The sequence below is a fragment of the Streptomyces sp. NBC_01707 genome (genome assembly GCF_041438805.1).
Lineage (GTDB): Bacteria > Actinomycetota > Actinomycetes > Streptomycetales > Streptomycetaceae > Streptomyces.
Map to the genome: position 1 here is coordinate 8,280,159 of NZ_CP109190.1, position 20,070 is coordinate 8,300,228.

Here is a 20,070-nt window from a genome sequence, read left to right on the forward strand (position 1 = left end):
AGAGCCGCCGCAATGAAGTTGACGAAGAACCTCGCCCGTATCGCGCCGTTGGTCGTCGCCGCGACCCTGACTGCCACCGCCTGCGACGCCAGCGGCACGGACAGCACCTCGTCGTCCAAGGGCAATACGGTCGTGAAGGTCGCGTTGTGGAACTACAAGACCACGCCCGAGTTCAAGGCCCTGATCGACGGTTTCGAGGCCAAGAACCCCGACATCGACGTCCAGTCGGTCGACATCCTCGCGGACAACTACCCGGAGAAGGTCACCACGATGCTTGCGGGCGGTGACACCACCGACGTCCTGACCATGAAGAACGTCACCGACTACGCCCGCTACGCCACGCGCGACCAGCTGCTGCCGCTGACCGATGAGGCGGCCAAGTTGGACAAGGCGTCGTACTCCGGTCTCGACGACTACAACCTCAAGGGCAAGTACTACGCGCTGCCCTACCGCTCGGACTTCTGGGTCCTCTTCTACAACAAGGACATGGTCGGCAAGGAAGACCTGTCCGAGCTGACCTGGGACGACTACGCGGAGCTGGCGAAGAAGTTCACCAAGGGCTCCGGCTCCGACAAGGTCTACGGCACCTACCTGCACACCTGGCGCTCCGTCGTCCAGGCGATCTCCTCCGCGCAGACCGGCGGCGACCAGCTCGGCGGCGACTACGCGTTCTTCAAGGACCAGTACGAGATGGCCCTCGGCCTGCAGAAGGCGAAGGCGACCCTGCCGTTCTCCACGGCCTCCAGCAATCAGATCACCTACGACTCGCAGCTGACCACCGGCAAGGCCGCCATGGTCCCGATGGGCTCGTGGTGGGCGGCCGCGCTGCTTGCCGAGAAGGCGCAGGGCAAGAACGACATCAACTGGGGCATGGCGCCGATGCCGCAGGCCAAGAACGACGGCAAGAGCGTCACCTTCGGTTCGCCGACCGCCTTCGCCGTCAACAAGAAGGCCCGCAACGCGGACGCCGCCAAGAGGTTCGTCACCTGGGCCTCAGGTCCGGAGGGCGCCGCCGCCGTCGCGAAGATCGGCGTCACGCCCGCGTACACCAGCGACAAGATCCTCGACACCCTCTTCTCCGTCGACGGCATGCCGACCGACGCACTGTCCCGCAAGGCCATGCAGCCGACCACGGTGCAGCTGGAGATGCCGGTCAGCGACAAGACCTCCGACATCGACCAGATCCTCAAGGAGGAGCACGAGATGATCATGAGCGGCGAGAAGTCCGTCGACGAGGGCGTCAAGGAGATGGACAAGCGTGTGAAGGACGAAGTCCGGTGAGTATCGTCGCACCCCCCGTCACGCAGCACGCGACCGACGGCGCTTCCGCAGCCCCCCGGGCCGCCGCGAAGCGCCGGCGGCGCCGCAACCTCCTGGTCGGCTGGTCGTTCATCCTGCCGAACTTCCTCGGGTTCGCCGCCCTCACCCTCGTCCCGGTGATCGGCGCGCTCGCGATCTCCTTCACCGACTGGGACTCCTACTCCGCACCGAAGTGGGCGGGCCTGGACAATTTCCAGCGGCTGTGGAACGACTCCAACTTCTGGGCCGCGCTGCAGAACACCCTGTACTACGCGGCAGGACACATCCCGCTCACCCTCGTGGTCTCGCTCGGCCTCGCCGTGCTGCTCAACCAGAAGCTGCGCGGCGTGCACGTCCTGCGGACCGCCTTCTTCTTCCCGTACATCACCTCGCTCGTCGCCGTCGCCGTGGTGTGGAACATGCTGCTGAGCCCCGAGTCGGGGCCGGTCAACCAGTTCCTGACGTTCGTCGGCATCGACCACCCGCCGGGCTGGACCAGCTCCCAGGACTGGGCGATGCCTGCGCTGATCATCACGAGCGCGTGGCGGGACATGGGCTATTACATGGTGCTGTTCCTGGCCGGACTGCAGACCGTCCCGGCCGAGCTGTACGAGGCGGCCCGCATGGACGGCGCGGGCCCCTGGCAGCGGTTCTGGCACGTCACACTGCCGGGGCTTCGGCCCACGACCTTCTTCGTCACCGTCATGATCACGGTCTCCAGCTTCAAGGTCTTCGACCTGGTGCAGGTCATGACCGAGGGCGGGCCGGGCCGGTCCACCCTCGTCCTGTCCCAGCTGATCTTCCGTGAGGGCATCACGCAGGGCCGTTTCGGCTACGCCTCGGCGGTCTCCCTCGCGCTCTTCCTGATCTGCCTGGTGATCACGGTGATCCAGTTCCGGATGCAGCGAAGGAGCGAGCGATGAGCACCCCCGTGCTGCGCAAGGACAGCAGCGCGCCCACGGACCCGGCTCCCGCAGGTCCTCCGGCGGAGCCCCGCGCCCGCGGCGGCGCGATGGTGGTCACCGGGCAGATCGCCCTGTACGCGCTTCTCGCCGTGGTGGCCCTTGCGGTTCTCCTGCCGTTCATCTGGATGCTGATCTCGTCGGTCAAGGATGACCGCGACGTCTTCACGGTGCCGATCCAGTGGATCCCCGAAGAGTTCAAATGGGCTAATTTCACCACCATCTGGACGCGGGTTCCGTTCGCCGCCTACCTCGGCAACTCGTTCTTCCTGAGTGTCGTGATCACGTTTCTGCAGGTGCTCACCGGCAGCTTCGCGGCGTACGGCTTCGCCAAGATGCGCTTCCCGGGCCGGGATGTGCTGTTCACCGGCTACATCGCGACGATCGCGGTGCCCTGGCAGGCGTACATGGTGCCGCAGTACGTGATCATGCAGAAGCTCGGCCTGGTGAACTCGTACACGTCACTGATCCTGCTGCAGGCGTTCGGCGCGTTCGGAGTCTTCCTGATGCGGCAGTTCTATCTGACGATCCCGGACGAGATCAGCGAGGCGGCACGCCTCGACGGCCTGACCGAGTACGGCATCTGGGCGCGGATCGTGCTTCCGCTGTCCAAGCCGGCACTCGCGAGCCTCGCTCTGCTGACGTTCGTGAACACCTGGAACGACTACATGGGCCCGTTCATCTACCTCACCGACAACCGCCTGTGGACGGTGCAGTTGGGGCTGCGCGCCTTCATCGGGCAGTACGACGCGGAGTCGGCGATGATCATGACGGGTTCGGTGCTCTCCGTGGTGCCGGTCCTGGCGGTGTTCCTGCTTGGCCAGCGCTACTTCGTCCGGGGCATCGCGACGACCGGTGTGAAGGGCTGAGGGGTGGAGAGGATGGAGGCGAGCCGACGCCCGCGGCTCAATGTCGCCTACGGTTCATGGGAGTTGATATGGGCGCACGTCCACCGTGTCCTGGTCGTCAACCTCGGGATCGCCGTGACGAATCTGCCCCTGCTGGCCGCGCTGCAAGTGACCCATCAGCCGTGGCGGCACCCACTGTTCTTCGGGCTGTTGCTGCTGACGCTGCCGGGACCGTCCCTCGCCGCCGCGTTCGCGTATCTCGACGCGGCAACCGGGGACGAACAGGCGCCGGTACGGCTGTTCGCCCGGGCGTACCGACAGCTGTTCCGGCGAGCGGCGCTGGTCTCGGCACCCTTCGTGCTGCTCGTGATCGCGGCCGTCACGGATGTCGTGACACTGCGAACGTTCGTGCTGGGTACGGCAGTCGTGCCGATGGTGGTGGTGGTGGCGCTGGTGGCTGTCGCGGCCTGGCCGGTCGCGCTCGCGCATGTGGCCGGGGGTGGCGGCATCGGCCGCCGGCTCTTCCTGCTGGCACCGTACGCGGTGGTCCGGCACGGGCTGCTGGCCCTGATGAACCTCGTGCTGGGGATCGTGGTCCTGTTGCTCGTCAACCAGGCGCCGCTGTTGGGTCTCGCGGTGTTGCCTGGGTGCGCGCTGTTCGTGTTGTGGCGCAACTGCCGGGTCATGGCGGTCTTCGGCGATCCGGGCGCGGCGGGCGATCCTGTCGCGCGAGAGGGGAGGCGTGATGTCACCGACAGCTTCCGGTTGGGCGCGGGACCGGAAACATCCGCCGGACGCTGACTGGTTGGGCGGGCTGCATGCCCGTATCCGGTCGGCAGCGGCCTCCGCGCGGAGCACACACCTGCCGGACCTGCCGTTCTCCGTGTACCGCCGCTTCGACGACGACGGCGACCGTCTGGCGTACGAGGATCTGTACTTCCGGCGCCGAGCGCTGGTGACGGCCCTCGCCGCCGAGGCCGTGGTTGACCCGGCAGTCCAACTCGACTCATTGGAAGACGCGTTGTGGTCCGTCTGCGACGAGTACACCTGGGCGCTGCCCGCCCACGAGATGCATGCGACCCGCCTGGGCCGGGGTATGGACCAGTGCCTCGACCTGTTCGCCGCGCTCACCGCGCAGCTGCTCGCCGAGACGGTCCAGGTCTGCGGCGACCGGCTGGATCCCCGGGTCGCCGCCCGCGTGCGCGACCAGGTGGACCACCGGGTGCTGTCCCTGCTCGCCGACGACGAACGCCCGCTTCCGTGGGAGGACTGGGCACACAACTGGGCAGCCGTGTGTGGCGGTTGCGTGGGGCTCGCGGCACTGGCTTTGTGGGATCCGGGGCCGCGCCTGACACGAGTCCTGGACCGGTGCCGACGCGCACAACTCGTTTACCTCAGTGGCTTCGGCGAGGACGGGGGCTGTGCGGAAGGGGTGGGCTACTGGGTGTTCGGGTTCGCGCACTTCGTCTACTTCGCGGAAGGGCTGCGGGAGTTCACCGGGGAGGATCTGCTCACGCACCCCAAGGTGTCCGCCATCGCCCGCTTTCCGGGCGCGGTGCATCTGGGCGGCGGGTTGTTCCCCGCCTTCTCGGACGGGGAGGAACGGCCTCGCGTACCAGCCGGTCTCGCCCGACAGCTCGCGCGGAGGCTCGGGGTCCAGGTCCCCGCCGAGGCCGTGGAGGCCACGGACAGCGGGGCGGACCTCTCACGGGACTGGGCCGACCTCTCCCGAACCCTGCGCTGGGGCGCCCCGGGCCCCGCCCCCGCGCCGGAACCCGAGCCGCCCACGGCGTACCTCCCCGACCTCGCCTGGCTGGTCGACCGGGGACAGGGCGTGGCCTTCGCGGCCAAGGGCGGCCACAACGCCGAGCCGCACAATCACAACGACCTCGGCCACTTCGTACTGGCGGCCCGGGGTGAGGTGCTGCTCGCCGACCTGGGCGCCGGCGAGTACCGCAAGGGGTACTTCGACGAGGCCACCCGCTACGCATTCCTGCACGCCTCCTCGCGCGCGCACTCCGTTCCCCGCGTCGACACGCGCGAGCAGTCCGCGGGCGGCGCCCGCGCGGCACAGGTGTTGAAGCTCCACCTCCACGCGCACGGCGCGGACTTGACCCTCGACCTCGCCGGCGCCTACGAGGTGAACGGCTTGACAGCGCTGCGCCGCGCCTTCACCTGGCATCGCGACACCGGGCAACTGCTTCTCGTCGACGAGGTGGAGACAGAACGCCCGGTGCCGCTGGAGGAGGTGTTCGTCAGCCGGCTGCGCCCTGAAATCCGCGCGGACGGGGTGGTGTGGACCGGAAGCACGGCACGGGTCCACCTCAGCCTGCCGGGAGGCTGTGTCCCGCACGTCGAAACGGTGCACACCACCGACCATGAGGGTGCGCCCGACACCGTCCACCTCCTGCGGCTCGGCTTCGACCTTGTCGAGCGGCGGGCCCGGTTGCCGTTCCGTTTCACCGTCGGCTCTGCTGTCGGCGGGGACGGCCCCCCGGGAGACACCGGCGGAGGGCCCTTGCCGGCGTGAAGGTGTACGGGAACGGCAGGCCTACATGCCGACGGAGCAGGAGAAGGAGGCAGATTTCCTCGGCATGGAGGGTCCTGATCGGCGACCGCAAGACGGGATTCGGGTTCAAGTGGGTTCGGGCACCTGACCTCCCCGAGGTGGGGGCCGAAGGCGTAGCCCTTGCCGTCATTCCATTAAGAGCATATGCTCCTAATGTGAGGAAAATGCGAACCGCCGAACTCGGTATGTGGGCAGAGCGCTCGGGCGCGACCGAGGCAGGTCCCGTGAGGCATGAATTTTTGCTGACAAAATTCTGGATAAAAAATATCTCGATTGGCTCCCGGGGGGTGCTCACCCGAGCACCGGCGAGAGCGGAGGAGCTACGTCAATGGACGTGACGCGTATGCCCAGGCCACCTGGGGTGCTCGAGAACGAATGGGGAGCCCTCCGGCCCGCCGTCTTCGGAGCGGCGTACCGCTTGCTCGGCAGCGTGGCCGATGCTGAGGATGTGACCCAGGATGTATGGCTGCGGGCAGCCACAGCGGACCTGCGCGACGTCCGTGACCTCCGAGCCTGGCTGCTCACGGTGGCCGCGCGACGGTCGTACGACATCCTCAAGTCCGCCCGCGCCCGCAGGGAAACGTATGTCGGGCCGTGGTTGCCGGCGCCGTTGCTGACGGGGCCGGACGCTTCGGAGCCGGTACTGGTCGACGAATCCGTCGGGTCGGCGATGCTCCTGGTGATGGAGGAACTGAAGCCGCCGGAGCGTGTGGCCTTCATCCTCCACGACGTCTTCGGTCTCGAGTTCAGCCAGATCGCCGACGTGCTGGGCGCCTCCGGGGCGGCCGCCCGCCAGCTGGCCTCACGGGCGCGGCGGAAGATGGCCACGGCAAAGCAGTCCACGCCCCATGCTTCCCGGGCGGAGCGTGAGCGCCTGCTCACCACCTTCCGCGACGCGTACGAAGCGGGGGACATCGCCGGTCTGGTACGCCTCCTGCACCCCGATGCCGTCTATGTCACCGATGGTGGCGGCAAGCTCGCCGCGGCGCGCAAGTACATCCACGGCGGCGCGCGCATCGCCATGGTGATGGTACGCGTGGGGCGCCAGTGGCGCCCGGACAGCATTGAGGTCATCGAGGTCGGAGGCGAACCAGCGCTCCTGCTGCGTCGGGAAGGGCGGGCCGTCTCCGTGGACACGGTGGAGATCAAGGACGGCCTGGTCGTCGCCTACCGCAGGGTCCTCAACCCGGACAAGCTCGCGCACTTGTGACACCTCACGCCAGGTGCGGAGTTGCTCGCGCCCTGATTCGGGGCGGGGCTGTCAAGCCGCATTCCAGGGAGTGCGGGATCCGAGCAAGCCGGACCGCACGTTCGACGGACTCACAGGGATGAAACGGGCTCCTGCCACTCACTCATCAGCGTAGGTGGTGGGAGTCCGCCGCCCTGCACGCAGCAACATCCCTGGGCCCGAACAAGGCCTCGAATGACAGGCCCGGCTCCCGGGTTGCGTCCACCGCCGTGTCCGCGTACCCGACCCAGCGGCACGGCCCCGTCGGCGAACTCGGCCTGCCCACGCGAGATCGTCGACTCGGAGACCTCGGCCGGCCGCCACGACCGCGATCCCGCCGTGGCCCAGGACCTCGGCCTCGGAGGCCGGATACGGGAGCCGTTGTCGCTCGTCCAGGTGCGGCGGCAGGACCGCGAACTTCGCATCCAGGATGCTCAAGGTCTCGTCCGCTACAGCCATGCCATCCCATCTGCCATGCGGTGCAACGAAGTTGTGTCGAAACCGGCAGTCGTTCATTGACGGCTTCTGAACCGCATACAGGTCGTCGCCGACCACCAGCGCCGCTACGGCGTGAAGCGGCTGTGCAGCATCCTCGGCATCGCCCGCTCCAGCTACTGCTGCTGGTGCCGGACAGCTGCGGCCTGGGCTAGCCGGCGGGCGGCTGTTGCCGGGCTCGCCGCCCGGGTACGAGTCCTGCATCGTGAATCGGACGGCACCTGCGGTGTTGCCAGGATCACCGCCGAGCTCCGCGATGGAGGCGAGCGCGTCAACTGCCGGCGGATCGCGCGCGTCGTGCGGAGTATCGGCCTTGCAGACATGCGACTGCGTCGCAGGCATTGCACCACGGTCGCGGACCCGCCGAGGGCGAAGGCCCCGGACCCGATCGGCCGCGGCTTCACCGTGACCGAGCCGAACACGATGTACGTCGGCGACTTCACCGATCTCCCGCTGGAGAACGGGAAGTTGCACCACCCGGCGACGGTCGTCGACCTTGCTTCACGCCGCCTGGTCGACCCGGCGATCGCCGCTCACATGTGCACCGACCTCGTCACAGACGCTCTGGCCGCCGCCGAGCGGAGCCGAGGCAGCCTCGCCGGAGCCGTCATACACACCGGTCGCGGCGCCCATGGTGGATTCAACTGTGCGGGCAGACGTCTCGGGGCACGGTCTCAGAGCGCTCGCCATCACCTGTTCGAAGGTGATGACGAGCACTCGTCATGGAGGTGATGATCCCCGCCTTCGAGGGCCGGCTGTGTCCGCAAGAGACATCCGTCCCCGGTACCGGCCCGCGCCGGTTCATCCGGTGGCGACGGGAGACAGCAGGTCGGCCGCAGGCCGGTGGCCCCAGGCGGTGACCACAACCGGGCCGGCTCCCGGAGGCGCGGCCGATCCGGCTTCCGCTGCCGGCTCTTTCCTGATCAACCGTTCATGTGGACGGTGAAGTGCCTCTCGGTGGCACCGGCGGGAATGGTGCGAACGAAGCCCGAGGCCTTGCTGTACTTGCCCGACCCGCCGGTAATGCCGACGTCGACGTAGGACGGGGCGGGCAGGTGCAGCAGCGCTTGCCCGGCGAATTGCCCCTCAGGCAGGGAGAAGGTACCCAGGCACTGCAGCGCCGTCGGATTGACGTGGCTGATGGTGCAGATCGCGCTGTGATCGCCGACCTTCTTGCCGTCGCGATAGAGGTCTTCGTGGACGACGCGCTCGTCACCGATGCTGGCGCCCTTCTGGCCCAGATCCATTTCTGCGCTTGCGGTCTGTTTGCCGACCAGCTCGAAGATTTCGGTCCGGTGCTTCGCCGTGGGAGCGCTGATGGAAGTCGGCGTGTCCGCCGAGGCCCACGGCGCAAGAGTGATGCCGCCGGCGAGTGCCGTGGCCACACCAGCGGCCGCACTCAGATAACGCACCTTATTGGTCTTGAATATGTTCAGCATCATGTCGCTCCATTCGGTGGCGAATCGATGCGGTAGCGATAGAAGGGCTACCCTTCGGCCCCGATTGACAGGGCCGGCTTTGATCGACTCGCGAAACAACCCTCGTTCGGGTAGACGCTTTTGACGTTCCCATATGAATTCGTCACCTGTCAAACAGGTGACGATTCAACTCGGGCTCCCAGGCCGTCGGTGAGGTCCGTGAGGCCTCGGGCTCGACAGCAAGGGCAAGCCTTCAAGGAACTTCGGGGCGACCGGGCGTGGTCGCGAATGCCGGTCGCGACATCGGACCGGCCGCCCGAGGGTGCGAACCGGCAGCCCGGACCGGAATGTCCGCCCTCGCCGACGCCACTTAGGAGCATCTGCTCCTAAGTGTAATGCATGCCGCGCCGTCTGCCATGTGCCGACTAGATTCCCATGATCAACGGTGGTCGCCGGCAGTCTCCGCCCTGGCTCGACCGGCAAGATCGCGATCTACGGCTGGAGTGCTGCCGGCGAAGACGCCGCAGATCTGGGCTGTCACACCCGTGTGGGTCATCTCGTCTACCTGACGCGAGTCGAACCCCGCTGACGGGCCGGCGGCCGGACCTTCGAGGTGGGTGTACATGCCCCGGGTCTTTACGGAGCGAAGAAGGCGCATGTCGGCGGGTCGGCCAGGCCGGAGCAGCCGTAGATCTCCGCCGCCCGGGACTTGCCGAAGCAGCGCATGACACACGCTTTCCGATTGGAGAAATGCCGATGGATTCCTTTGCCATACACGCCGGTTCGATGTTCGACGGATTCAGCCTGTCGGGCCCCGCCACTGTGCACGTCTTGGGGGACCGTATTGTGCGCGTGGACCGCACCGGGGCACTGCCCGCCGACGGCAGCGCGGTCATCGACCTCGGCCGCTCGGCCTGCCTGCTGCCCGGCCTCGTCGACACCCATGTCCACCTTGCTTTCGACGCCGGCCCGGACCCCGTGACGTCCTTGGTCTCCGCCTCCGACAGCGACCTGCTGGTGCACATGCGGGCTGCGGCCCGGTCCGCTCTGCTGGCTGGCATCACCACCGTGCGCGACCTCGGTGACCCGGGCTACCTCTCGCTGGCTCTCGTGGAGGAGATGGTCGGGCACCCGGAGCACGGCCCGGAGATTCTGGCTGCCGGACCTCCGCTGACCACGCCAGGCGGCCACTGCCACTTCTTCGGCGGTGAGGTCGAGGGCGCCGAAGCGCTTCGTGCGGCCGTCCGCGAGCATCACGCCCGAGGCTGTGCCGTCATCAAGATCATGGCCAGCGGCGGCCATATGACACCCGGTTCGGTAGCGCCGCACGCGTCACAGTACGGCTTGCAGGACCTGCGTGTCGTCGTGGACGAAGCACACCGCCTCGGGCTGCCGGTGGCTGCCCACGCTCACGGCATCCAGGCCATCAGGGACGCAGTCGAAGCGGGCGTCGACAGCTTGGAGCACGTCTCCTTCCTCTCCGCCGACGGCGCCGTCTCGGACCCCGATCTCATCGACACCATCGTGAGGAAGGGAACCTTCGTCAGCCTGACGCTGGGTCAGGACCCCGGCGTGGCCCTGCAACTGTCCGAGACCATGGCCGCGTTCGCCAGTGCACTCCTGGATACCTACAGCAGCCTGAACAAGCACGGAGCCAACGTCGTCATCGGCACGGACGCCGGTATCGGTCCCGCGAAGCCTCACAACGTCCTCCCTCACGGCGTGGCCGACCTGGCCCGGCTGGGCGTCGCGCCGCTGGACGCGCTCATTTCCATGACCAGCTCGGCGGCCCGCCTGTGCCGTGTGGAGGGCCGCAAGGGTCGGATCGCCGCAGGTGCCGACGCCGACATCCTGGTCGTCACCGGTAACCCCGCGGATGACCCTGCGGCCATCCTTGACGTACAGGCAGTCTTCCGCGCCGGTATCCGGGTGCGGTGAGCTGACGGTCTTCCGCCGGGCTTCGGGTCACAACACCCGACGATGTCTCCCGGCGAACGGACAGCGGACACCGCGCCATGCCGATCAGCGACAAACATGGCGCAGCGACCGCCGTTCCGGCTCAACACCGAGCAGATCCAGGGCAGTTCCTTGACCGAGCCGCGGGGCAAGAGCCGCTACGCCTGGATGCACCGCATCCGGCCGTCGGCACGACATCGCGCCTTCGGCCGGATGGACGGAGGGGCTCCTGCGGTATCGCCGACGCCCAGGTCGAAATGAACCGCTCCTTCTTGTACCCGCAACCCGACCCGGGGGCCGGCACGGACTTTCTCTCCGGCCCGTGGACTTTTGGCGGCCACGGCGACCCGGTCGAGCCCACCAACATGGCCGTACACCTTGATGCCGCCGACGCTTCGATGGAGGGCAAACTGTTCAGCGACCGCGACGGCGAGATGCCGATCACCTCGCATGAGGGTGGTCCCACGCGGCGTGCGGTTCCGGGTGGAGCTGCTGGTCACAGCGGCCCGCGGCTACGCGCGGAGAACTTCGGCCATCCGTTCGTTCTGCCCGAACTCGGCCCCCTCGGTGTCACCGCGCCGCCGTCATGGCGAACCCGAAGCACTTCCGCGCCCCGGTCGAGTCTCATCCCTTCATCGCGCCATGCCCGCATCACGCATGTCAGGCTCAGGACTCCTTCAGCAATGCCTGGCAGGCGGACTGGGCGATCCAGGCCTGTGCGCGGTCGAACGGCCAAGCGCGTTCGCCGACGAGCGTGATCCAGGCGTGCGGACCCAGATAGAACAAGAGCAGGTCGATGGCCTCCGCAGGACTCACATCGGCGCGAAGCGCGTCGAGTGCCACGAGGCGGTCGGCCACACGGGTGAGGGCTTGGACGTAGTCATCCGCCCCCCGGTCCAGAACCGCTTGGACGGCGGGTTCGCCGGGCGGATTCCTGTAGAAAAGCCCGTACACGAGCTCCCAGTGGCGTTCATGCGTGAGCCGGGTGCCCTTGGCGGTCAGCTCGACCACGGTGTGTGGGTCGTCGCTGGCCTCGACCGCGGCAAGGTTGTCGGCGATGGCAGGGTCCGTGAGGGCCGGCTCCAGCAAGGCCGTCAGGATCTTCGGCTTGTTTCCCACACTGCTGTACACGGTGGGCACGGCGACCTTGCCCGCCTCCGCGATCTCTCCGATGGTCACCCCGGCGTACCCCCGGGCCATGAAGAGGGCATGCGCGCTGCTCAGGATGGCTTCGCGCGTGGCGGCCGCGGAGTCGGTACGACGGGGCGAGTTGTACTTCCTGCTGGTCACCGGCGCATTGTACCTCCCCTCCGGTAAGTCACTATATTGACAATAGATGCCTATTATGAATATGGTCGCCTACATGACGGATTTTTCTACTGAGCCCATCGCAGTCCTCGAGACCCGACTTGCCCATGGCGTCCACCGAGTGGCCACCACCCTGCTGGCGGAGGCGGCGGTTCGCCCTTCGGTGCCGCTGAGAGCGCTGGCACAGCTGCGCGACTTCCTCGTTGTGAACCTGCGCCATCACCACGAGAGTGAGGATGAGGACCTGTGGCCGCGGATTGTCGCGGCGGTGCCGGCTACCGCGCTCGCGCTTGATGAGTTGAGCGGGGAACACGAGCGACTGGACGAGGCGCTCGACCGGCTTGCTGCCGTCGCGGTAAGCGATGGCTGGACCGACGACAGCTCCGACGAAACTGTCGGCTCCGGAGCAGGCCAGGGCAGGGGCAGCACCGGTGACGCAATCCGGGATGAGCTTCACCGAGCGGCTGTCGCGGTACGCGACACGGTGCACGGTCACCTGGCCCATGAAGAGCCGATCCTTTTCCCTGCGCTGCGCGACCACATCAGTCCCGCGGAATGGGCGGAGTTCTCACAGCAGGTGATCGCCACCACGCCGCCCGTGGCCGGGCATCTCATGGTCGGATTCCTCCACGAGGTGGGTACGCCTGCGGAGGTTGAGCTCATGCTCGCGGCCCTGCCGGAGCCGGTCCGCCCGCTCATCCCCGCGATGCGCCGGCAGGCGGCAGAAGACCTGCAGATCCTGCGCGGGACCGGCTCGTGACCCCGGCCCCCGTCAGATGGCCGGACGCGGCGGATCCCGCCATCAGGGGCGACCTCACCGTCGCGGTCGCGTACATCACCCCGGCCGGGGGCGCGGTGGTCACCAGCGTCTCTCCGGTAGGCCTCGGAGACCGGGAGGCAGGTCTCATCAGCTTCACCACCTCGCTCGGCTTCCCGAAGAAGCTGGAGCGCATCCTGCGGAACCCGCACGTGTCGCTCGCCTACCACACGCGGGAGCACGGTTTCGCCGCGAGCAGCTCATACGTACTCGTGCAGGGCGCCGCGTCGGTCGACCTGCAGCCGTCACCGCAGCGCCTCGCGGAACTGAGGCAGGCCTCGGAGCCCTTCCTCGGGGAGACCAGGCGCGGGCCGATCTGGGACTGGCTGCTGCGCGAATATCACCAGGAGCGCGTTTTTGTCGACGTCGACATCCAGCGTGTCGCTGTCTGGCCCGACCTGACGGCCCGCGGCGCGGTGACGGTCACGGGTGCCGACCGGCCGGAGATGGCGACCGGGCAGAAGCCGCCGAAAAACGGTACAGATCCGCGCGTCGACGTCTCCGCGGTCGCTCGCCGGATCGGCGGACTGCCGCACCGGGTTCTGGCCTACCAGGGCGCAGACGGCCTCCCTGTCATTGTCCCAGTAGCGGTCAGCGGGCACGACGACACAGGGCTGCACCTCGACGTACCGCCGGGACTTCTGCCGCCGGGAGGGCGAAGGGCCGGTCTCCTCGCCCACGCCTTCCAACCGCAGTGCATCGGACTCGGCATGCGAACCCTCACCGGCTGGCTGACCGTCACCGACGAAGGCGCCCTCTACGCCCCCCACACATCCAAGGGCCTGGCCGCGCCACCGTACAAAACCCTCCTGACAGTGTCGAACGGCCTGCTGGCCAAGCACGGCCTATGGCGCGCCCGTCGCGACGGCACCGCCGAACGCCTGCGGCAACTCGCCGCTCGCGACCCGGTGAACTGACCCAGGCGCCCCCGGAGTGACCCGGGGCCCCGCCCAGAAGGATGTTGAAGCGTGTAGGCCGCGATGTGGACCCGCTGCGCACCAACCGCATTCTGGTCGAGTCGGCGTCCGGACGTCGTAGCGCGCTCACCGTGCAGCGGGGGAGCATTCCCCAAAAGCGGTTGGAACTTGCCGGGGTCCTGGGTTAGGGCCGACGTCGACTTCCTCGCCTGCCTCGGAGACCATCTGCTGAAGGGCGCGGCGTGCCCGTCAGCGGCCGTGGGGCTTTGACCCGCACTAATTGGATGTTTACTATCCAGATATGCGGACGAGCAAGGGTGTCGAGTGGGCGGTGCACACGCTGCTCAACCTGGCGTGGCTGGGCGACGGGGAGCCGGTGACGACTGCACAGCTGGCCGCAGGTCATGACTTGTCGCCGTCCTATCTGAACAAGCAGTTGCAGCACCTGGTCAAGGCCGGGCTGCTCGAGTCGGTGCCGGGCGCGCGAGGCGGCTTTCGGCTGGCCTGGCCGCTCGAGGCGGTGACCATGCTGGACGTGGTGCTCGCCATCGAGGGAGACGAGCCCGTGTTCCGCTGTGCCGAGATCCGCCGGTGCGGCACCATCGGGGAGCAGGTGCCGGAGAGCGGCTTCAGTCGGCCCTGCGCGGTGAACAGTGCCATGGCGCGGGCCGAGGTGGCTTGGCAGAGGGCGCTGGCCGAGCAGAGCCTCGCCGATGTACAGGCGACGGCTGTGGCGCACGCACCGGCCCTGGCGTCGCACGTGAGGCGAGGCATGGGGCGCGACTGATCCCATTTCCGCACTGTGTGGCCGCGCGTTTCGCTGTATTCCGATTCTGGATCAAAACTATCCCGATTATGTCCTTGGAGGCGCTGATGTCACGACTGGCCGATCGGCGATCAGCAAGGCCGGCCGGGCGCCGCAGCGCCGACGAGCCGGCACTGCCGGAGCGGAGACCGAGCGAAGGAGGTGCATCAGGATGACGATGACGGGCATGCCCGGAGGACCCGGGGTCCTCGAGGTCGAATGGGAGCTGCATCGGCCCGCTGTCTTCGGCGTGGCGTACCGGCTGCTCGGAAGCGTGGCCGACGCCGAGGACGTGGCCCAGGACGCGTGGCTACGTGCGGCGGGGGCGGATCTGCGGAGGATCGATGACCTGCGGGCGTGGTTGGTCACGGTGGCCGCGCGGCGGTCCTACGACGTCCTGAAGTCCGCACGTGCCCGCAGGGAGACATACGTAGGACTCGTGCGGCTCCTCCATCCGGAGGCCGTGTACGTCACCGATGGCGGCGGCGAGGTCTCCACGGCGCGCAAGCTCGTCCACGGCGGTCCGCGCATCGCCAAGCTGATGGTGGGGGTGGGGGGCCTCCGGTGGCGCCCCGATCGCATCGACCTCGTCGAGGTCGGCGGCGAGCCTTGCGCTCCTGCGCCGCCGGGCAGGCCGCGTCTTCTCCGTGGGCACGGTGGAGATCAAGGACGGTCTGGTCTCGGCGTACCGCAGGGTTCTCAACCCGGAGGAGATCGCGCACATCTGAGCCGTCACCGGACGGAACGTCGCCGTGCGAGACGGCGAACCCTCGACAAGGCTTACCCGACAGGCAACACCAAGAGGAGTTACCCATGACCGAGCAGCAGCGCGTCAACATCGGAAAGCAGGACCCGGCCAGCTACAAGGCCCTTCTAGCCCTGTCCGTGGCGGTGGAGGAGAGCGCCGCCGCGGCGGGCCTCGACCCGCTCCTGGTCGAACTGCTGAAGCTCCGCACGTCCCAGATCAACGGCTGCGCGTTCTGCCTCCGGATGCACACGCGTGACGCCGTCAAGAAGGGCGAGAACCCGGACCGGATCGCGGTGCTGCCCGCGTGGGAGGAATCCGGCTACTTCTCCGAGACCGATCGAGCCGCCCTGCGCCTGACCGAGGCGATCGCGCACGTGTCGGAGGGGCACGTGGGCGACGCGGACTACGACGCCGCCGCAGCCGTGCTCTCCGCGGACCAGGTCTCTGCGGTCGCCTGGCTGGCGACGGTGATGAACGCGTTCAACCGAGTCGCGATCACCAGTCGGTACCGGGTCGCAGGCTGACCCCCCGCCGGCCTCCCGGGCGGGCCCGACTGGATGTCGCCCTTCGGACTCGCGCCGAAAGTGGCGAGTACGGCCGGAGTCGTCGCCGCGAGCCCGGGGGGCCACCAACTGTGGGCCTTCCTCGCGCCGGGACTGCTCCGTAGGGAGAACTGGTCGCATGGTGTAACGAACGCCGCATATCACTGCGAAGCCGTCAGGGTTGAGGGCGTCCCGCGCAGCTCCGGTCGACCCGGCAGCCCCCGCCCCGCGGCGGACGGGGCGGCCTGACACGTGTCGCACACCGCCGTCAGTCCTCAGAGACCCTCTCGATTGGCTTGATCGTTAGTCTCTCCTTCGTGCTGACGACGGTGGAGCGCCTGGTTCCGGGCGGGCTGTGGGAGCTGTTCCAGCGGGTGGTACCCCCAGCGCCGGTGCGCCCGCAGGGCGGGGGCCGACGGCGTCACGGTGACCGGGAGGAGCTGGCCGCGATCTTGTTCGTAGCCACGACGGGGTGCGCGTGGCAGCAACTGCCGCCAGTCTTCGGGCCGCCTGGCCCGACCGCGCACCGACGGTTCACCGAGTGGAGCAGGGCCCGGGTCCGGGGCAAGCTTCACCGCCTGGTCCTGGACGAGCTCGGCGCACGCGGGGAACTGGATGCGGACCGGTCTGCCCCTCTCGATCGGCGTCTCCGCTGCCAACACCCACGACAGCCAGGGGCTGGAGCCGCTGGTGCGCGGCATACCTCCCGTCAGCTCCCGGCGCGGGCCTCGTCGGCGACGGCCGCCAAGCGCCACGGCGGTAAGGGGTACGACTACGGCCACCTGCGTCGATGGCTCCGCTCGCGGAACATCACGCCGCGCATCGCCCGCAAGGGCATCGAGTCCTCGCAGCGGCTGGGCCACCACCGCTGGACCGTGGAGAGAACGGTGGCCTGGCTTGCCGGATGCCGCCGCCTGCACCGCCGCTATGAGCGCGAGGCCGCGCACTTCCTCGCCTTCGCCGGCATCGCCGCCACCCTTTTCTGCTATCGCAGGATGGGCGGCCTTGCACCGCGGTAATTCGATGGCGCGCGCGGAACAGTGTGCCCACTCTGGTCCCCGTGGCAGAACCCAAATATCAGATTCGAGCCGTGCACACGGACTCCACGGTCACCGTCTACCAGGCGTACGCCCAGGAGATCGGCCTGCCGGCAGCCCGGGAGGGCCGTTTCCCGGAGGTGCGGAAGCGGGACCGGATGACATGGATCAAGCCGTCGTTCCTGTGGATGATGTACCGCTGCGGGTGGGGCGCCAAAGAAGGCCAGGAGACCGTCCTGGCTGTCGAGATCTCGCGTGAAGGCTTCGAGTGGGCACTGGAACACGCGTGCCTGTCCCACTACGAGCATGGCCTCCACGCCGACCGTGCCACGTGGAAGCGCCAATTGAAGCGGGCTCCGGCCCGAGTGCAATGGGACCCAGAACGCGACCTGCACCTTCAGCCGCTTGCCCACCGGTCGCTCCAGCTCGGCCTCGTCGGCGAGGCCGCACGCCTCTACGCCGATGAGTGGACCGTCTCTATCACCGACATCACATCGCTCGCCCACACCATCCACGCGCATGTACAGGACGGAGACCTGGACGCCGCACGGCAACTCCTGCCCCGTGAACATCCCTACCCCGTGAACGAAGGGGACCTGGCTCATCTGCACCGATGAGCGCATCTGCCAATTTGAGATGATCTCTTAGGCCTGCTTACCGCGAAGTGCATGCGGCTGAGCTGTCACACCCGTGTGCGTTATCTCGTCTCCCTGACGAGCCGCGGACGGTAAACAACGGGACGCCTGCCGAGGAATCCACCCACCGCAGTGGTGGATGGCAGAGGCAGCCCGTCGCAGGGCCCCTGGATCCGCGGCCGGGAGTCGACGTCGCTGCGGTGCGCTGTCCACCCGCGCAGTATCTCCACGGTGCTGTGGTGCGGCTGCTGCGCCCACGCGTAGTCACCCCGCGGGAGGCGTCACTGAGGGGCGAAGAGCAGTCCCTGCAGCCCAGACGGGCGCGATGAGGGCTTTTGTGGTCGTCGCGCCGTCTCCTGCACTTCGCCGAGGTCCATGCATGACGCCGCGTTCTGCGGTCCTGTATGAGAGGAACGATGCCGTATGGATGATGCCGGTGACGTGATGCCGATCGCGGAGCTGCTCGACGAGCGGCGGCATCTTCTCGATGTCGCCCGCCGGTTGCTGGGCAGAAGCAATGAGGCGGAGAACGTGATCGAGGAGATCTACCGCCAGTGGTACGAGCTGCCGGAAACCGCGCGCGCGGACATCGCCTCGCCCCGCGCGTGGCTGGCGAAGTCCGTGGCCGACATCTGCCTGGCCCGGCCCGCCCGGACCGAAGGACCCCACGAAGCCGGACCCGCGCCGACGCCGGTCGAGCGAACTGGCCCCACGCCGGACGACGAGGTCAGTCAGGTCCTGCTGAGTGTCCTGCAGGCGCTTCCGCCGGCCGAACGGGCGGCGTTCGTCCTCACCGATGTCGTCAGGGCGGCGCACGACACAGTCAACGATGCCGTCGACCGTGCGGAGCCCGAGTACGTGGAACTTATCGATCACCCATGTTGCTCGCTCCCGGGAGCACGGTCTCGTCCGGCGACGCTCCGGCAACATGACGCGGTTGCCCGTGCTCTCCGGGCGGCGTGCGTTGCAGAGGACGCCGTGTTGCTCGAGTCCATGCTCTGCCCGCATGCCACGGCCGTCTTCGACGGCGGCGGCAAAGTCCGGACGCGGGTGCGATCGGTGCGCGGTCCTCAGCAGGTCGCACGCAGCCTGCTGACGGTGCTCGGCCCGCATCCGCGCACCACGGTGGCTGCCCAGTCCGTCAACGGCCGTACCGGAATGGTGGTTCGCTACGAACAGCGGGTGGTCGCGGTTATCAGCCTCGACGTCGCCGGCGACCGTGTGGCGCACGTCTGGGCCGTTCTCAACCCGGACAAACTGCGACGATGGAACCAACCCATCGACCGCACCACCCCCTTGTGACAGCGCCGTTCCCGTCCGCCCTTCGGCGGTTCAGCAGCCCGTCGTACTGCGGGATTCGCAGATGAATGTCGACCTCCGGTCTGTCACACAAGCCCGCTCCGGCTCGTCTCCCTCATGGAACGCGAACGGCAGCGGAAAAGCCCAACCCATCGGTCAGTGATCTACCGCCCTGACGGACGACAACACTGAGGGCGGACGGGGCCCGTCCCGCAGCGACGAGAGGCCATCCCTCAGTGGCACAAATGCAAACCCGGACATGTGAAGAGAACGGAGTGCAAGCATGACGACAGCGCTTGACCAATATTTCGAGATCGTGGATTCGGCCGACAGCAACCACTCCGGCTTGGACGACCTCCGTGAGGTCTTCGCCGAGAACGTGCTGCTGATGCACAGCGGGGAGATGGTCCAGGGCCAGGAACCGGCCGTGGAATTCCATCGGGCACAAGCGGCCAAGTGGAAGGAGTCCCGGCACCATTGGACGACTTCCGAGGAAGCCGACGGATCCCTCACCGGTAGCTGGAGCCAGGCCGGTCTGGACCTGCGGGGCAACGGAAGGTCCGGAAGTGGGCACGTCGCCGTAACTCTGGACTCGGATGGACGGATCTCCCGGCTCCACCTGAGCCTCACCGGTGGATCGGATCACGCCCGGGTGCTCATAGCCAAGCACCTGGATGTCTGGATGATCCCGGACCCCGCCGAGCGCGCCAAGGCGATGCAGGAGATCTACGCGGAGAACATCACGCTCATGGAGCCTGATGACGTCTACGTGGGGCGAGACGCCATCAACGACTACATCGGCGTTGTGCAGCGCAAGGCACCGCCCCTGTACGGCCGGCTCGTGAGCCACTTCCAGAACAAGGAATTCATCCACTGGGCCTGGGACTTCGGCTTCCCGGGTGACAAGTCGGCACTGGGATCGGAGACTCTCCAGCTCAACGGAAACCTGATCGAGAAGGTCATCATCTTCAGCGCAGACATGGACATCGTCATCGAGGGCACGCGGCAAGCGCACGACAGTGCATTTTGAGCGGCGTCACCGCTCGGGTCAGTGCCGTCGCCGACCCGGGATGATCCCCGGCGCGGTTCACTCTCAGCCCTTAGCAGGTGCGGTAGCCGGCACGAGGGCGTGATACGCGCCGCGACTCTCAGGCCCGAATACGGCGGCATCTGAAAGCTGCATCGCC

At 67.8% G+C, this 20,070-nt stretch carries 19 protein-coding genes and 3 pseudogenes; 20 read left to right on the top strand and 2 right to left on the bottom strand.

Features of this window, described 5'->3' with window-relative positions; all coding sequences use genetic code 11:
• The first annotated feature begins 12 nt into the window (after positions 1-12).
• From OG963_RS37135 to OG963_RS37170, 8 genes and pseudogenes are all read left to right on the top strand, one after another.
• On the top strand, positions 13-1,281 hold the full coding sequence (locus OG963_RS37135; RefSeq protein ID WP_371799871.1) for a sugar ABC transporter substrate-binding protein: 1,269 nt from the start codon (positions 13-15) through the stop codon (positions 1,279-1,281).
• A complete protein-coding gene (locus OG963_RS37140; RefSeq protein WP_093930775.1) occupies positions 1,278-2,222 on the top strand; it encodes a carbohydrate ABC transporter permease in 945 nt (314 codons plus the stop codon). The genes OG963_RS37135 and OG963_RS37140 overlap by 4 nt, the downstream gene beginning before the upstream one ends.
• The gene (locus OG963_RS37145) at positions 2,219-3,130 is read left to right on the top strand and encodes a carbohydrate ABC transporter permease (RefSeq protein WP_093930776.1); all 912 of its coding nucleotides are present in this window, start codon (positions 2,219-2,221) and stop codon (positions 3,128-3,130) included. Before OG963_RS37140 ends, OG963_RS37145 begins: the two co-directional genes overlap by 4 nt.
• Before the next feature lie 12 nt (positions 3,131-3,142).
• A complete protein-coding gene (locus OG963_RS37150; RefSeq protein ID WP_093777688.1) occupies positions 3,143-3,910 on the top strand; it encodes a hypothetical protein in 768 nt (255 codons plus the stop codon).
• 4 nt (positions 3,911-3,914) lie between these two features.
• Positions 3,915-5,639 carry a heparinase II/III family protein gene (locus tag OG963_RS37155; protein WP_371799872.1) on the top strand — a complete coding sequence of 575 codons (1,725 nt, stop codon included), beginning with the start codon at positions 3,915-3,917 and terminating at the stop codon, positions 5,637-5,639.
• A gap of 367 nt (positions 5,640-6,006) precedes the next feature.
• Positions 6,007-6,888: an RNA polymerase sigma factor SigJ gene (gene sigJ / locus OG963_RS37160; RefSeq protein WP_093777692.1), complete on the top strand. Its 882-nt coding sequence runs from the start codon at positions 6,007-6,009 to the stop codon at positions 6,886-6,888.
• Between the two features lie 588 nt (positions 6,889-7,476).
• Positions 7,477-7,713: pseudogene (locus OG963_RS37165) on the top strand (IS3 family transposase); the annotation flags it as partial.
• Between the two features lie 9 nt (positions 7,714-7,722).
• Positions 7,723-8,133, top strand: coding sequence for a DDE-type integrase/transposase/recombinase (locus OG963_RS37170; RefSeq protein WP_371126470.1), 411 nt, complete (start codon positions 7,723-7,725; stop codon positions 8,131-8,133).
• A 191-nt stretch (positions 8,134-8,324) separates the two neighbouring features.
• On the opposite strand, the gene OG963_RS37175 is transcribed toward OG963_RS37170, so the two are convergent.
• Complete coding sequence (locus OG963_RS37175; protein WP_371799873.1) at positions 8,325-8,843, bottom strand: hypothetical protein; 519 nt, start codon at positions 8,841-8,843, stop codon at positions 8,325-8,327.
• A 798-nt stretch (positions 8,844-9,641) separates the two neighbouring features.
• Between OG963_RS37175 and OG963_RS37180 the strand changes: the two genes are divergently transcribed.
• The 3 genes and pseudogenes from OG963_RS37180 (at position 9,642) to OG963_RS37190 (ending at position 11,533) form a co-directional block, all read left to right on the top strand.
• Positions 9,642-10,757 carry an amidohydrolase family protein gene (locus OG963_RS37180; protein WP_371800348.1) on the top strand — a complete coding sequence of 372 codons (1,116 nt, stop codon included), beginning with the start codon at positions 9,642-9,644 and terminating at the stop codon, positions 10,755-10,757.
• Between the two features lie 30 nt (positions 10,758-10,787).
• Positions 10,788-11,036 (top strand): annotated as a pseudogene (locus tag OG963_RS37185) (homogentisate 1,2-dioxygenase); the annotation flags it as partial.
• Positions 11,012-11,533 carry a homogentisate 1,2-dioxygenase gene (locus OG963_RS37190; protein ID WP_371800349.1) on the top strand — a complete coding sequence of 174 codons (522 nt, stop codon included), beginning with the start codon at positions 11,012-11,014 and terminating at the stop codon, positions 11,531-11,533. The pseudogene OG963_RS37185 and the gene OG963_RS37190, both read left to right, overlap by 25 nt.
• Here OG963_RS37190 and OG963_RS37195 read toward each other — a convergent pair.
• Entirely contained in the window at positions 11,442-12,065 is a 624-nt protein-coding gene (locus OG963_RS37195) for a TetR/AcrR family transcriptional regulator (RefSeq protein ID WP_093777700.1), read from the bottom strand. The genes OG963_RS37190 and OG963_RS37195 overlap by 92 nt on opposite strands.
• A gap of 61 nt (positions 12,066-12,126) precedes the next feature.
• Between OG963_RS37195 and OG963_RS37200 the strand changes: the two genes are divergently transcribed.
• The 9 genes and pseudogenes from OG963_RS37200 (at position 12,127) to OG963_RS37240 (ending at position 19,913) form a co-directional block, all read left to right on the top strand.
• The gene (locus tag OG963_RS37200; protein ID WP_371799874.1) at positions 12,127-12,843 is read left to right on the top strand and encodes a hemerythrin domain-containing protein; all 717 of its coding nucleotides are present in this window, start codon (positions 12,127-12,129) and stop codon (positions 12,841-12,843) included.
• The gene (locus OG963_RS37205; RefSeq protein ID WP_371799875.1) at positions 12,840-13,817 is read left to right on the top strand and encodes a hypothetical protein; all 978 of its coding nucleotides are present in this window, start codon (positions 12,840-12,842) and stop codon (positions 13,815-13,817) included. Before OG963_RS37200 ends, OG963_RS37205 begins: the two co-directional genes overlap by 4 nt.
• Before the next feature lie 301 nt (positions 13,818-14,118).
• Positions 14,119-14,604, top strand: a complete 486-nt coding sequence (locus OG963_RS37210) for an Rrf2 family transcriptional regulator (protein ID WP_371799876.1) — start codon at positions 14,119-14,121, stop codon at positions 14,602-14,604.
• Between the two features lie 205 nt (positions 14,605-14,809).
• Positions 14,810-15,439 (top strand): sigma factor, encoded by a 630-nt coding sequence (locus tag OG963_RS37215; protein ID WP_371799877.1) that lies wholly within the window; start codon positions 14,810-14,812, stop codon positions 15,437-15,439.
• Entirely contained in the window at positions 15,436-15,894 is a 459-nt protein-coding gene (locus OG963_RS37220; RefSeq protein ID WP_030922107.1) for a carboxymuconolactone decarboxylase family protein, read from the top strand. Before OG963_RS37215 ends, OG963_RS37220 begins: the two co-directional genes overlap by 4 nt.
• Positions 15,895-16,241: 347 nt before the next feature.
• Positions 16,242-16,931 (top strand): annotated as a pseudogene (locus OG963_RS37225) (transposase).
• A gap of 41 nt (positions 16,932-16,972) precedes the next feature.
• Entirely contained in the window at positions 16,973-17,566 is a 594-nt protein-coding gene (locus tag OG963_RS37230; protein ID WP_371799878.1) for a DUF4291 domain-containing protein, read from the top strand.
• Between the two features lie 441 nt (positions 17,567-18,007).
• A complete protein-coding gene (locus OG963_RS37235; RefSeq protein WP_093930784.1) occupies positions 18,008-18,886 on the top strand; it encodes a sigma factor in 879 nt (292 codons plus the stop codon).
• A 280-nt stretch (positions 18,887-19,166) separates the two neighbouring features.
• A complete protein-coding gene (locus OG963_RS37240; RefSeq protein ID WP_371799879.1) occupies positions 19,167-19,913 on the top strand; it encodes a hypothetical protein in 747 nt (248 codons plus the stop codon).
• Positions 19,914-20,070: the final 157 nt, after the last annotated feature.